This window comes from Actinoalloteichus hymeniacidonis, from assembly GCF_014203365.1.
In the GTDB taxonomy this organism is placed as follows: Bacteria; Actinomycetota; Actinomycetes; order Mycobacteriales; family Pseudonocardiaceae; genus Actinoalloteichus_A; species Actinoalloteichus_A hymeniacidonis.
On sequence record NZ_JACHIS010000001.1, the window covers coordinates 1,875,140 to 1,888,363 of the forward strand.

10 protein-coding genes are annotated in these 13,224 nt (G+C 67.3%); 3 read left to right on the top strand and 7 right to left on the bottom strand.

Annotated elements, in window-relative coordinates; translation table 11 throughout:
- Positions 1-21 precede the first annotated feature (21 nt).
- A complete protein-coding gene (locus BKA25_RS08440; RefSeq protein WP_236750324.1) occupies positions 22-1,125 on the top strand; it encodes an iron-containing redox enzyme family protein in 1,104 nt (367 codons plus the stop codon).
- A gap of 76 nt (positions 1,126-1,201) precedes the next feature.
- On the opposite strand, the gene BKA25_RS08445 is transcribed toward BKA25_RS08440, so the two are convergent.
- Together BKA25_RS08445 and BKA25_RS08450 are read right to left on the bottom strand one after the other, a co-directional pair.
- Entirely contained in the window at positions 1,202-1,420 is a 219-nt protein-coding gene (locus BKA25_RS08445) for a CDGSH iron-sulfur domain-containing protein (RefSeq protein ID WP_069850779.1), read from the bottom strand.
- A gap of 134 nt (positions 1,421-1,554) precedes the next feature.
- A complete protein-coding gene (locus tag BKA25_RS08450; protein WP_069850777.1) occupies positions 1,555-1,998 on the bottom strand; it encodes a MarR family winged helix-turn-helix transcriptional regulator in 444 nt (147 codons plus the stop codon).
- A gap of 82 nt (positions 1,999-2,080) precedes the next feature.
- Here BKA25_RS08450 and BKA25_RS08455 point away from each other — a divergent pair, with 82 nt between their 5' ends.
- Positions 2,081-2,893, top strand: a complete 813-nt coding sequence (locus tag BKA25_RS08455; protein WP_236750323.1) for an SDR family NAD(P)-dependent oxidoreductase — start codon at positions 2,081-2,083, stop codon at positions 2,891-2,893.
- A gap of 72 nt (positions 2,894-2,965) precedes the next feature.
- Here BKA25_RS08455 and BKA25_RS08460 read toward each other — a convergent pair whose 3' ends face one another.
- From BKA25_RS08460 to BKA25_RS08485, 5 genes are all read right to left on the bottom strand, one after another.
- On the bottom strand, positions 2,966-3,391 hold the full coding sequence (locus tag BKA25_RS08460; protein WP_069850774.1) for a VOC family protein: 426 nt from the start codon (positions 3,389-3,391) through the stop codon (positions 2,966-2,968).
- Between the two features lie 75 nt (positions 3,392-3,466).
- On the bottom strand, positions 3,467-3,871 hold the full coding sequence (locus BKA25_RS08465; RefSeq protein WP_069853883.1) for a helix-turn-helix transcriptional regulator: 405 nt from the start codon (positions 3,869-3,871) through the stop codon (positions 3,467-3,469).
- 209 nt (positions 3,872-4,080) lie between these two features.
- Entirely contained in the window at positions 4,081-9,246 is a 5,166-nt protein-coding gene (locus tag BKA25_RS08475; RefSeq protein WP_069850772.1) for a PDDEXK-like endonuclease domain-containing protein, read from the bottom strand.
- 487 nt (positions 9,247-9,733) lie between these two features.
- Entirely contained in the window at positions 9,734-10,237 is a 504-nt protein-coding gene (locus BKA25_RS08480; protein WP_069850770.1) for a DinB family protein, read from the bottom strand.
- 126 nt (positions 10,238-10,363) lie between these two features.
- The gene (locus tag BKA25_RS08485; protein ID WP_157421169.1) at positions 10,364-10,792 is read right to left on the bottom strand and encodes a DUF5980 family protein; all 429 of its coding nucleotides are present in this window, start codon (positions 10,790-10,792) and stop codon (positions 10,364-10,366) included.
- Positions 10,793-11,341: 549 nt separating this feature from the next.
- Between BKA25_RS08485 and BKA25_RS08490 the strand changes: the two genes are divergently transcribed.
- Positions 11,342-13,063, top strand: a complete 1,722-nt coding sequence (locus tag BKA25_RS08490) for an IlvD/Edd family dehydratase (RefSeq protein ID WP_446323459.1) — start codon at positions 11,342-11,344, stop codon at positions 13,061-13,063.
- Positions 13,064-13,224: the final 161 nt, after the last annotated feature.

Genomic DNA, 13,224 nt, shown 5'->3' on the forward strand with positions numbered 1-13,224 from the left:
CCGAGGAGAGCAGCGCCCGCGATGTCCGGCACTACGTTTGCCCGCCCTGGCTTCGGGTACGTCAAGGCTGCCACCTGCGTCGAAGGGACTCCGATGCACGCGCTGCCTGCTCCGCGAGGCGAGATCAGTGCTCAGGTGATCGAGGCGTTGCGCAAGTCGCCGCACGAGTTCGCCGTTGGGCACACCCACTGGGGTACCACCGGGTCGGCAGTAGAGGACGAGGACCTGCAACTGACCCTGTTCGTCGCCTACGAGCTGCACTACCGGGGTTTCGAGGGGGTATCGCAGCGGTGGGAGTGGTCCCCGTCGTTGTTGGCGCTACGAGCGGCGGCGGAGGACGCCTTCGAGGCCTCGCTGCGTGCGCTGGTTCCTTCGATGGAGCCGGTGAGCCCCGACGGTCTGCCCGCGAGTCTCTTCGCCCTGGTCGCGGCCGACGAGTCGCCGTCCGTGGCCGCGCATCTGCAACGGGACGGCTCGCTGGAGGAGCTCCGAGAATTCCTGATCCACCGGTCGCTGTACCAGCTCAAGGAGGCCGACCCCCACAGCTGGGGCATCCCGCGCCTGTCCGGGCCCGCCAAGGCAGCGCTGGTGGAGATCCAGAGCGACGAGTACGGCGGCGGCCGGGCGGAACGGATGCACTCGGAGTTGTTCCGCACGACCATGCGCGGCGTCGGGCTCGACGACACCTACCGTGGCTATGTCGACGTCGTCCCCGCCGTCACCCTGGCCGTGGGCAATGCCATCTCCCTCTTCGGGCTGCACCGCCGGTTGATCGGCGCCCTTGCGGGACACCTGGCCGCCTTCGAGATGACCTCGTCGCTGCCGAGTAGACGGATCGCGGCGGGCATGCGCAGGCTCGGCTTGGACGATGACACGGTGCGCTTCTACGACGAGCACATCGAGGCCGATGCCGTCCACGAACAGGTGGCCGCCCACGACCTCTGCGGAAACCTGGTGCGTGCCGACCCCACGTTGGTGGGGGACGTGGTGTTCGGCGCGGCTGCGGCCTTGGCGCTGGAGGGTCTGCTGGCCGACCGACTGCTGCGCAGCTGGAGCCGTGGCGAATCCTCGTTGGCACCCGTGGTCTCGCCGAGGCGTCACCAGGTGGCCGAGGCACTGCACTAGCTGCCGACCCGCGGGTGAGGTGGCTCCCGGCTACGGTCGATGTCGCCGGACGTCGTGGCATGCCTGGCTCGGCACCTCACCGGGTGCAGTGTCCGGGCGCCCGGAAACGGCCGGCCTTGTGGCTCCCGTCGCAGAACGGTTTCACCGCCGATCGCCCGCAACGGCACAGTGCGATCGTCTTTCGGCCCGCCTCGACGGGCGTGCCGTCCTGGCCGACGATCTCCACCTCCCCGCGCACGATCAGCGGTCCGTTCTCGTACACCACGACCTTCGCCGCATCCGAACGATCCGACATGACGAGCGTTCTCCTCCCGGTCGCCGACTCCGAACGCAGGGATACCCGTGCCGAGGCGGGTCGACGCCTTCGACAGGTTCTGAGAAGCGGGGGTGGGGGCGGGAGAGTGTGATCACGCTGGACGCGGTCGTCGATCAGGCTCGGCGGGACAGCTCGCCGTCGGCGGCGTCGACGGTGCGCTGCAGCAGAATCGCGAGTTGCCCCAGTTCCTCAGCGGTCAACCGCGCGAACGGGCTCTTCGCCATGGCCGTGTCGACGAGTTCCTCCCGGACCCGGCGGCCCTTGGCCGTGAGGACCAGCAGACGGGACCGGCGGTTGCCCGGGTCGACGACCCGCTCGACCATGCCTCGATCGACGAGCTGGTTGGTGATGAAGGTCAGGTTCGGCGCGTTGCAGTACAGGCGCGCGGCGATCACCTTCATCGACGGTGGTGATTCGTCGGGGTCGATGACCCACAGCGCCTGGAAGGTGGCCGGGGTCAGCCCGTGGCCTGCCAGCGCTTGCGTGATCAGGTCGTTGGTCAGCATCCAGATGTCGTGTGTCGCGGCGACCACCGCGGTGAGGTCGGACGCGGCCATGCAGGCAGTATATCGATAGTTCAAGTCTCGAAGTATGGTGCTAGCCTCTGATGCTTCAAGTCTCGAAATATGGAGGAATCCGGTGAAGAACGACTACCGAGGCGTCACCGCGCTCATCACGGGCGCGTCCAAGGGGCTGGGGCGCGAGTACGCCCTGGAACTGGCGCGTCGGGGCGCGCGGGTGATCCTGCTGGCCCGCTCCGGCAGCGACCTGCGGGAACTCGCCACCAGCATCCGGGAACAACCCGGCGGCGCGGGCGTCGACGTCGTGGTCGGCGACCTGGCCACTCCCGACGGGACCGACCGCATCCTGCGGGAGCTACGCGAACGCGAGCTGACCGTCGACCTACTGCTCAACAACGCGGGCGCGGGCAGCGTCGGGCCGTTCCTGGATCGTCCGCTCGAACCCCAGCTGCGCACCGTGGGCCTCAACATCGGCGGACTCCTCACGCTCACGCACGCGATCGGCGCCGAGCTGGTCGCCCGAGGCGCCGGCGGCATCATCAACGTCGGTTCCACCGCCGCCTTCCAACCGATGCCGTACCAGGCCAGCTACGCCGCGACCAAGGCCTTCGTGCTCTCCTTCACCGAGGCGCTGGCCGAGGAACTGCGCGGCACCGGTGTCCACGTCATGGCCGCCCATCCCGGCGCGATCGCCACCGGCTTCTTCGATGGCACCTCCGCCGAGATCCGCTCCGGTGCCGACAAACCGGCCACCATCGCGGCCCGCACCCTCGACGACTACACCAGGCGGCGCGCGGCGTCCTATCCCGGCGCGTTGCTGAATCGGATCACGACCTGGCCCGCCCGCCTGCTGCCGCGCACCGCCGTCGCGCGGATCACCGGGAAACTCAACCGGACGCTGCGGTTGGACAAGGTCGTCGACGTCGGCTGACCGAGCCCGCGGGGGTCGATCCCGGAGTGGGGAGACCGACCGCAGGGCTCGGCCTCCCCACCGACATCACGGTCAGAATGTCTGGTTGAGGCTGAACCAGTTCCCGGAATCATCGCGGAACACCGCTTCGATGCCGTAGGGCCGTTCCATCGGTGCCTGGAGGAATTCCACGTCGTTGGCCCGCAGACGCTCGTAGTCGCCCCGGCAATCCTCGGTCGCGAGCGACCCGCCGGAGAACGCGCCCTTGGCGATGAGGTCGCGCAGCTGATCGGTCGTCTGATCGTCGTGGCCCATCCGCACATCGGCCAGAATGATCTCGACGTCGGGCTGCTCACGCGGTCCCACCGTCAACCAGCGGAAGTTCTGGCCCGCGCCCTCGAACTCGGCGCCCATCAGCACATCGGCGCGAACCTCGAAGCCCAGCCGTCGGCTGTAGAAATCCTTGGCGGACTCCTGATCGAGCACATAGACACAGGTGTGGGTCAGGCGTTGCGGCATGGTCGCTCCTCGGTGTCGATCGGTGTTTCACCCGACCGTATGGAGGTACCGGCGGCCGCGCTTCTCTCAGCTTGCTCAGGTCGCCGGGCCGGGTCGAGACCAGGCCAATACGAAGCACCCGGGGACGATCACCGTTGCGGACCGGGCCCGATGATGGCGTTGGTATTCGCTCGGCGACCGACCCATGAGCTGGTGAAATCTGGAGCTGAACGAGCCGAGACTGGCGAAACCAACCAGGAAACAGACCTCGGTCACGGTCAGATTCGCCGCCCGCAGCAGATACGCGGCCCGTTCGATCCGTCGGCGGGTGAGATAGGAGATCGGCGTCTCCCCGAAGGCGGCCCGGAAGCGTCGGGCGAAATGGTGCCGGGAGTACCCGGCCGCAGCGGCCAGCCGATCCAGGTCCAGTGCCGAGGCGAAGTCACGGTCGATGACGTCCTTGGCGCGCCGCACCGCCTGCGTCGTCTCCCATCCCGGCATCGGGTCAGCGTAGTTCGCAGCCTTCGCCACGTACGTGAGTCGGGTCCGGGTGTGCGGGAACTTCAGTCCGCGAGCAGCTGCTCGCGCAGGATGTCGGCGTGTCCGCAATGGTGGGCCCAACTCCCGCAGGACCTGCAGACACACCCAGGTCGAGGTGCGCTTGCCAGCCCAATGGCCCGTGGCGATGGCAGGCGCACCGGCTCGCGCGGTCAAGATCGAAGAGTCTCCACTACGGAAAAGCGCTGCTTGACGTTGTCGGTAAGTCGCACGAAACCAAGTAGTCCCAGTACATCGCGCTGCAACGCCACCGCGTCTGCGTTCGGGTTGCCTTCGGCGGCATAGTCGAGCAAGGCCGCCAACTCGCTCGGGGGTATCTCGTCGAAGGACCTCGGCCCCCGGTGGCGAAGCCGCGTCTCCGGCTGATCGGGCAGTCGGTACGTGCGATGCTTGTTCCCACCCTCTCCGAGCGGATCCTCCTCCACGAGCAGCCCTTGGTGCACCGCTTGAGCGACCGCCTTGTCCAACTCGCCTGCGACCGACTTGGTCACCCTGACGGCGCCCGAGGCTCGGACGTAGGCCGTGTGCAGCCGATTGCCCACCACCGGCCCCTCTACGTGGACGAGACGCACCAGATTGTCGAGCAGCTCCGGCCGTGATGTCTGGGAGATCGGCGTGACCGGCCCGCCGAATGTCTCGTACGGGGCGAGTGTGGCGTTCGCCGGAGTCTGCATACGCTTCTCGACCACTGCGGGTGGCACCTCGGTCCGCTGCTGCACGGCCACCGGCGCCAATGACTCCGGAGTCTGCGCAACGACCGCGGGTTCCGGTACCTCGATGATCGGCGCGACCGCCATCGTTGCGGCGACCGCAGGTGCCGGAGTGACCTCGTCGATGGTGAGCGGTGCGGGACCGACCGCCACCGCTGCTGGGGCGTCGACGGGTGGAGCCCACCCGGAGACGTGGATGTCCAGGTCGGTCAAGGCATCCCAAAGCCTGTTCAGGACCGCCAGACGATCGGCGTAGAACTCCGACTCTCGGATGCGGAAGAATCGCCAGCCACACCGCTCCAGGTCGCGCTGCCGAGCGAGATCCCGCTCGTACGCCTCGGGCCCGTGCCACGCGTCACCGTCGCACTCGACCGCCAGCCTGGCCTTGGCACCGACGACCACCAGATCGATCCGATACCCCTCGGCGGGAAACTGGGGGACGACGCGGTAGCCACGCTCGATGAGGCAATTGAACACCCGCTGCTCGAAAAGCGAGTCGAAGGGCTCCACCCGCCGGTCCTCGGGGACGACCGAGCGCTCCACACCGTCCGCATCGTCCTTCCGCGCCGAGGAAAGGCAATAGTCGAGCAGTTGGAACCGCATGTCCTCCGGGTTGCCCAGGTCGGACAGGCGCAGGGAGTGGAATACCCACATCTGGTCCTTGGCACGGGACGCGGCGACGTTGAAGCGCTGGACGTGCATGTCCTGAGTCAGTGATCCGATCCGTTCACCGGGTGCGGGAGCCTTCACCATCGACAGGAACATCACATCGCGCTCGGAGCCCTGGAAGTCGGCCGAGTCACCGCACCGCAGGTCGCGCGCCTTCCACTCCTCCGGCGGAATGCGCTCCAGCAGACGCTTCTCGATCCGCTTCGCCTGTGCGCGGCCGAGCAGCGAGACGACCCCGAAAGTCAGGCCGTCGTACCTCGGATCAGCGATGCACTTCTCGATCTGATCGACGATGGCGTCGGCCTCCACCGGATTGACCTTGTAATCTCCGCCGCGTTCGTAACCATCGGCGAGGAACACCGGCCTGATGGGTTCCAGGCGGTCCGCGCCGTACTGGCGCACGGGCATCAGTCGGATGCCGTCGGGCTCGTAGGCCACCCGATTGGAGAAGCCGATGATCTCGGGCACACAGCGCCGGTGCTCGATGAGAGTGGTGATGCCCTCGAAGCGCATCTTCGCCTCGTCGAACAGACTCCGCCTGGGGTCCTGCCACGATGCGCGATACGGGTCGTCCCACAGATACTGCTCGGCGAGGTCGCGCAACTGCTGTTGATCGGTGCCCACGGCCGAGGGCGACACCTGCTTGTCATCGCCGATGACCACGATCTTGGGCGCGAGATATTGCAGGAACGTCGCTTCCAACCCCGCCTGCGAGGCTTCGTCCACCACGACGACGTCGAACATGTCCGGCTCCACCCGGACCTGCTCCGCGATGCGGTAGACCGGCATGATCCACACCGGCACCGCTGTACGACAACGGTTCATCGCAGCCCTGATGTCGGCTCTGCGCTGATTCGCGTAGATGCCGGTGCCCTTACCGAGCAACTTGACGAGCTGGGCGTACTGGAGCAGATCGGCGCGAGCCTGGCCGGACAACCGCTCCGGTGACACGGCATGGCTCCAGGCCCGTTCGGCCGCCAACTGCCCGACTCGGCTGCGCACCTGTGTCTCGACGTTCGACACCTCGGCCTGTAGGGCGTTGACGTCCTCATGGCCGCGCTCGAGCACCCAGGTCCGCGCCACGGTCCACGACCACGCGTCCTCCCAGTCGGCCAGCCTCGCCGTCCAGTCCGCGTGATGGGGTTCTGCCGACACGGCCTCGTGCACCCTCGGCAGCAGACGGACGAGGTCCGCCGCGATCTCATCCCGGCGACGCGCCGCCGCGACGACCTCGTGGAGGCGCGCAAGCCGCTGGTGCGCGATCGCGTACGACTCGTGGTCGCGCTCCGCGACAGCCCGTTCCAGTTGCCTTACACACGGCGTGGCATCGGCCCACTTCGCCAACCCGGCAATGGTCTGGCCGGTCTCCTGCAGTGGCGCGGTGGCGGCGATGCGTGCATCCGCCGCTGCGGCGGCGTCGACGACCTTGGCATAGGTCTCGACGGCGTCGAGGTCGTTCCAGTTCGGAAGAGGCAGACCGAGCTGTGTCAGGCCGTACTTCTCCTGCTCGAGCGCCCCGCCGAGCATCAGCACCCGGTGCAGCTGTTCCAACTCGGTCACGTGCCAGTGGAATCGTTCGCTCAGCGTGTCCTCGGCGGGAATGTGCACCGAGTCGGGCCACGCTCGGTCCAGGGCGTCCAGCATCCTGGTCGCCTCGGCCCACATCAGGAATACGTCGAGATGGCCGGCGGTGGTAGGCGGCACACCGTTGACCCGCACCGCCTGGAAGAGCGGCTGGGCCTGTTTCACCGCCTTGGGCGCGAGCACACCCGTCTTGGGCGAGCCGTCCGGATTGGTCTTGAGGCTGCCGCCGTCGCCAACGTGCACCCGCAGCGCCCTGGCCAGGGCGACGAGCATGCCTGTGTCGGCGGTGTCGACCAGCACCTCGGAGAGCGGTCCGAGTCGTTCTACGAGCGGACCGGAGTGACCGATGAGCGTGGCGACCTGGTCTCGACGCGACCGCCAATGGTTCGCACGGCCTTGGAGCACATCGGAGAGGGCGTCGTTCATCCACTGCTCGCGCCGCCGGGACAGATTTCGTGCCTCCCGTGCGAATCCGTCGAGTCGCTGACGCAGCATGGCCCGGATAGGCCGGTCCAGACGACGGATGGCGCCGAAGGCGGTGTGCTGCGTGAGGTCGCCGTGTCCCTCCTCGGCCGCGATGGCCTGCCGTTCTGCTGCCACGAGGTCGGAGAACGCCTCGGGGGTGGGCACATCGGCGAGGGCCAGCAGCTTGAGTCGGGCTTCCGGCTCATCGGCGTTCAGCGCATCATCCACGACGTATCGGTGCCATCGGACGATGTCGTCCGCCGGGATCGGGGACGGCGCGACACCGATCACGGTAGTCAGATCGGCCAGCCAACCGAAACGCTCTCGCTCGGCATCCACCCGCTGCGCGATGGCGGCGAGTGTCCCGAGGTAGTTGCCCACCTGGTGCTCGACGACCTCCTCGCCGCGGGCATCGAGCAGACGTCGGTACAGGTCGGCACGGCGTAGGCGAAGGCGCTCGATCGCCGTGGCGTGGTCGTCGATGGTCCGCTGTGCGACCTCGGCGTCGTACTCACCGGCCACCTGACTGATCCGCTCGACGGCGACCTTGAGATCCGCCAGGTCCGAGCGCGAGGAACCGGCAAGCGAAACAGCCAGTGGCGCGATGGCCTCGGGCAGCTTGGCTCGAACCTCCTTCAGCGCGCGATCGGTGTGCGCGGTGACCAGCACTCGCTTGCCCTGCGCGAGAAGATGCGACAGCAGGGCGGCCACGGTGTGGGTCTTGCCCGTTCCCGGCGGCCCCTGAACGAGAGTCTGGGCCTTCGCGTCGACCTGGGTGAGGACACGCAGCTGTCTGTCGTTGACCGGGAGCGGCAAGAACGGCTCCGCGTCGAGTTCCACCAGGGCGCCCGGCTCCGGTGAGAGCCCGGTCGTGCTGGGTCGATGGTTCGAGTCAACGAGCGGCAACAGACCGTCCGGGACGAGTTCCGACGTGCCGACCCGATCGGCGACCGTGTCGAGGATGTCGACGATGCCTTGCCGTGAACGCCTGCGCAGGATGACGGCCGGGGCGAACGCCGCCACGGCGTGCGGGCCCGGCTTGGTCGGCTCGTCCTCGTCGAGATAGGTGGCGTCACTGTCGAGGGCATGAACCAGCCGACGCAGCACAGTCCCCACGGCATCGCGGTGCAACACGGCGGAGGTGACGTCGCGGGCCTCGTTCCGGATCTGCACGACATGCTGTGGATTGGCCACCTGACCTGGATCGAGCATGTCCAGCTCCACCAGCAGGCCGTCCGCAGGTTCGGCCTGCTGGACGGACAGCATGCCGGTGCCCTCATCGAAGTGGATCACGGCGGACACGGTGACGACGTGCCTGCGGACCACGTAGTGGCCGGGCTGCGACCACGACAGGCAACCCACGCCGAGGACCAGTTCGAATTCCTCGGCGTGCCCGGCGGCGGTGACGTAGGCGGAGAAGAGCTCGTTGTAGAGATCGCGGGCTGGCTGGTCGCCTTGTTCGAGCTTCGCCCATTCCGACCAACGCGCTGCCCACTCGGCGTGGGCGCCACGGATCTCGGGCACGTCGTCGAGTGTGGTGCGCTGCTCGCCCTCTCCGATGGCCTCGCTCAAGCGTGGCGGATCGTTTGGATCGTCCCACTCTCCGTCCAGCCAGGACCGTAGCTTCGCCGCAGGTTCGGGCGCTTCTCGGTGGGAGACCCGGTCGACCGTGAGCAGCGTGGTACCCGGCTGCGGCGCGCCCTCACGGTGTGCGGATCGGATAGCGGGATGCTGAGGTAGATGCCCGAACCACAGCACCGTGTCGTAGCTGTCGGTCGTGCGGGGCGGATTCGATTTGAGCTGCTGACTCCGTGCGAGGAACCGGAAGAGCCGTACCGTCCGATCGACTGCTGCATCCTGCGAACCCGGAGCAGCGACGTCCTCCGCCACAGCCGTTCACCTTCCTTATCGCCGAACAGATCACGCTGCTCATCGCCAATGGCGTGTGCAGCGATACAGCTGACACCACACTGTTATGAAACCCGTCCGCAATCCTTGCGGATACCGAGACAGGACAGACCTGTTCGCCTGCATGGAGCTACGTCAGCGTGGAAAAGGCGGAACACCGCACGGGATGTCGAGCGTGCGATGTTCCTGGATAGTCCGGGTACCAACGAGCAGTGATTATGACACGGCATCGATCCGTGCCACTTTCAATAATTCAACGTAGAGTCGCCGCCCGGCCGTAATGCCTTCGTTCAGGTGGTGGCACGGCGGGCTTCGCCTACGTCGAAAGACGTCGATCCGATACGGCAGTCGGCGATTCGGCGATTCGGCGAAGGCAGCGAAGCCGTTCATCGGAGTCGAGTCGATGGTGCGTGCTCTCGTGGCCGGCTATTGTGTGCTCGTCCGACGTGGTGAGGCGGAGTCGGAGAACTCAGTCCGCGAGTAGCTGTTCGCGCAGGATGTCGGCGTGTCCGCAATGGTGGGCCAATTCCCGCAGGACCTGCAGATACACCCAGTTCAGGGTGCGCGGGCCCGACCAATGGCCCGTGGCGATGGCGTCCAAGGGCAGGTCCGCGACCACCGCACGGGCCGTGGCGCAGGCCGCTCGATACGCAGCGGTGACCGAGGCGATGGAGTCGTCGTCGGAGAGCTGGAAGGACTCGTCCGCGCTCGATACCAGACCGAGTTCCTGGCGCGATGTGCCGCCGACACACTCTTCGAACCACACACGCTGCATCCACGCGACGTGCTTTAGCAGCCCGAGCAACGTCGTCGCCGATGGAACGAGCCTGCGACGGGCCTGTTCCTCGCTGAGGCCCTCGAGGGTCGCCTCGATGGCACTGCGGTGTTCCTCGACGAATGCATCGAGCTGGGTGCGTTGGTCGTCCAGGGGGACGTCGAAGGCACCACGCTGCGCAACCCGGTCAACAGCCACGAGAAGAGTGTACGGACCGACCGCATACCGTGATCAGGACCGCAGCGAGGTTCGGCTGTCTCCGTGGCCGCCGTCAACCGATGCAGGATGCCGGTCCGCGGCCCCGGGACAACCGCGTTGAGAAGCTCAGTTGCAGTCCTCGCGGTAGGTGATCGTCAGGGGGACGGCCTGGGTCACCGTGCCATCACTGGCCCACACCTCGGCGATGTACACACCGGCAGGGGCCGGCCCCAGCGAGAGCTGGACCATCCCGAGCGTGGTGTCCGATCCCTCGGTCGATCCAGCCTCGATGATGCCACCGCTGCTGGACGAGCCCGCAGGCAGATTCCGCACTCCGGTATTGAGCCTGGGCCATTCGCCGTACACGCCGGCCAGAACGTAGGTGTTGGGCTTGCCGTAGGAAGGCCTGCCGCACACGTGCTGGTCGGCGTCCACCATCGTCCAGGTGGCCGATTCCGTGCTGTGGGGAGTCGACGCGGCGGCGGGTGTAGTCGAGACCAGCATTCCGGCGGCTAGCAGGACTGCCGCGCTCGCGACGTTGAATATTGCTCTCATCTGGCTTCTCCTCAGGGCTCGCCTGGTTTGGCCGGGGCCAGATTAGGCGCGCGGCGAAGTCGATGTCAGTCGCCGATGCGCGCCGTTCACCTGCACGGAGCACTGTCGGATGTCAATTCATGATGCTTCGACAAGCAGCTAGGACTGCGGCCACTCAGGCCGATGCAGCGCCGGAGCCCGTCCTTCTCCGACGAGAACGACGAAACCGCCGCAGGATTGCGTAACGCGGCCCGGAAAACGGCACGGCGTTGCGAAGCGCTTCGTAGCGAGAACAGTGCCCTCGCGTCGAGTTGCAGGGGAGAGAATGCAGGTCAGTCCTGTTCGGGGTGGACGAGGAGTCCGCGCCCGACTGGTCATCGAGGGCCTCGCCGAGCCGTTCGCATCAGTTGCGCCGGTATCGGTTGTGCAGGCGAGTCGACCGCCGCCGAGATCGTGCAGGAGGTCCAGATGGCGGTGTGACATCTCCCCTTTCCTGCCTCTTTTCGGCCCGACTCCCCGCTTCTCCCGTGCGCTATGTTGCCAAGAGCAGACCGCCCGCCGAGGGAGGGAATGTCCATGACCGAGCAACGCAGCTCGCAGTGGTACGCCGGAGACGATCGCAACGCCTACATCCACCGAGCCTGGATGCGTCGGGGCCTTCCGCAACACGCCTTCGACGGGCGGCCGCACATCGCGATCGCCAACACCGCCTCCGATCTGACCCCGTGCAACGCCCACTTCGACGAGGTGGCGGCGAGCGTCAAACAGGGCGTGTACGAGGCCGGCGGCATCCCCGTGAACCTGCCGGTGGTCTCCCTGGGGGAGACGCTGATGCGTCCCACCGCGATGCTCTGGCGCAACATGGCCGCGATGGCCACCGAGGAGCTGTTCCGGGGTAACCCGATCGACGGTGTGGTGCTTCTCGGTGGTTGCGACAAGACCATTCCCGCACTGCTGATGGCGGCCGCTTCGGTGGATCTGCCCGCGGTGGTCGTCCCCGGTGGTCCGATGCTCACCGGCACCTTCCGGGGCAGACCGCTGGGCTGTGGAACCGATGTGTGGCGGCTCAGCGAGGAGACACGCGCGGGCAGCCTGTCGCAGGAGCAGTTCGCCCGCTCCGAATCCTCGATGATCCGCAGCCGAGGCCACTGCAACACGATGGGCACCGCATCCACGATGGGTCTGCTCGCCGAGGCACTGGGCATGGTGATCCCCGGCCTCGCGGGAACACCCGCCCCGGACAGCAGGTTGTTAGCGGCCTCGCACGAATCGGGACGGCTGGCCGTCGACCTCGTCCGGCAGGATAGACGCCCTAGCAGCATCCTCACCAGGGCCGCCTTCCACAACGCCATCGTCGCGTTGGCCGCGATCGGCGGCTCCACCAACGCCGTCGTCCATCTGCTGGCGATCGCGGGGCGGCTTGGAATCACCCTGAATCTCGACGACATCGACCACATCGGCGCCGAGGTACCGCTGCTGGTCGATCTGCAACCGGCAGGCCGCTTCCTGATGGAAGATCTCCACCGAGCCGGGGGACTACGCCCGGTGCTTCGCGAAGTTCGCGATCTGCTCGATGCGACCGCCCGGACCGTCACCGGCGGGCTGCTCGTGGACGGTCTCGACGAAGCGGAGATCTGGGACACCGAGGTGATCCGGCGCCGCGCCGCGCCGATCCGGGAGTGCGCGGGAATCGCCGTCCTGCGGGGAAATCTCGCCCCATCGGGAGCCGTCATCAAACCCGCGGCGGCATCTCCAGAGCTGCTGCGGCACCGAGGCCGCGCGGTGGTGTTCGACTCCATCGAGGACATGAACGCGAGGATCGACTCGCCCGAACTGGACGTCGACGCGGATTCGGTGCTCGTACTGCGCGGCTGCGGACCGCGCGGCTATCCGGGAATGCCGGAGGTGGCGAACATGCCGCTACCGAGGAAACTGCTCGAACGCGGGGTCCGCGACATGGTCCGCATCTGTGATGGACGAATGAGCGGCACCGCCTACGGAACGGTGGTGCTACATGTGGCGCCGGAGGCGGCGGCGGGCGGACCCTTGGCACTGGTGCGTACCGGCGACCCGATCGTGCTCGATGTCGAGGCCCGCACCATCGACGTCGACATCGAGCAGGCCGAGCTGGATCGTCGCAGCCCACCTGCGGAGCTGACCGATGCGTTGGCAGATCCGGCGCGCGGCTGGGAACGGCTCTACGTCGACCACGTCATGCAGGCCGACACCGGCGCGGACCTGGACTTCCTGCGTGGATCGACCGGCGACCGGGTCAGTCGCGAGTCGCACTGATCTATTCACCGACTCGAGGTACCCCGCGATGTCATCGCCCGAACCTTTCGACCCGTGACCAGCAGGGGCTCTGCTGATCGGCGCGGCGGCAGGAAGGTGCGGGCTCAGCATGTGCTCCGCGCCGAATCGGACCGCTCACCAACGACGTTCGACCGCCCGGT

Coding starts and splice junctions, on each gene's coding strand:
- BKA25_RS08440 (WP_236750324.1), top strand. CDS start 22: ATGTCCGGCACTACGTTTGCCCGCCCTGGCTTCGGGTACGTCAAGGCT.
- BKA25_RS08445 (WP_069850779.1), bottom strand. CDS start 1,420: ATGTCGGATCGTTCGGATGCGGCGAAGGTCGTGGTGTACGAGAACGGA.
- BKA25_RS08450 (WP_069850777.1), bottom strand. CDS start 1,998: ATGGCCGCGTCCGACCTCACCGCGGTGGTCGCCGCGACACACGACATC.
- BKA25_RS08460 (WP_069850774.1), bottom strand. CDS start 3,391: ATGCCGCAACGCCTGACCCACACCTGTGTCTATGTGCTCGATCAGGAG.
- BKA25_RS08465 (WP_069853883.1), bottom strand. CDS start 3,871: ATGCCGGGATGGGAGACGACGCAGGCGGTGCGGCGCGCCAAGGACGTC.
- BKA25_RS08485 (WP_157421169.1), bottom strand. CDS start 10,792: ATGAGAGCAATATTCAACGTCGCGAGCGCGGCAGTCCTGCTAGCCGCC.
- BKA25_RS08490 (WP_446323459.1), top strand. CDS start 11,342: ATGTCCATGACCGAGCAACGCAGCTCGCAGTGGTACGCCGGAGACGAT.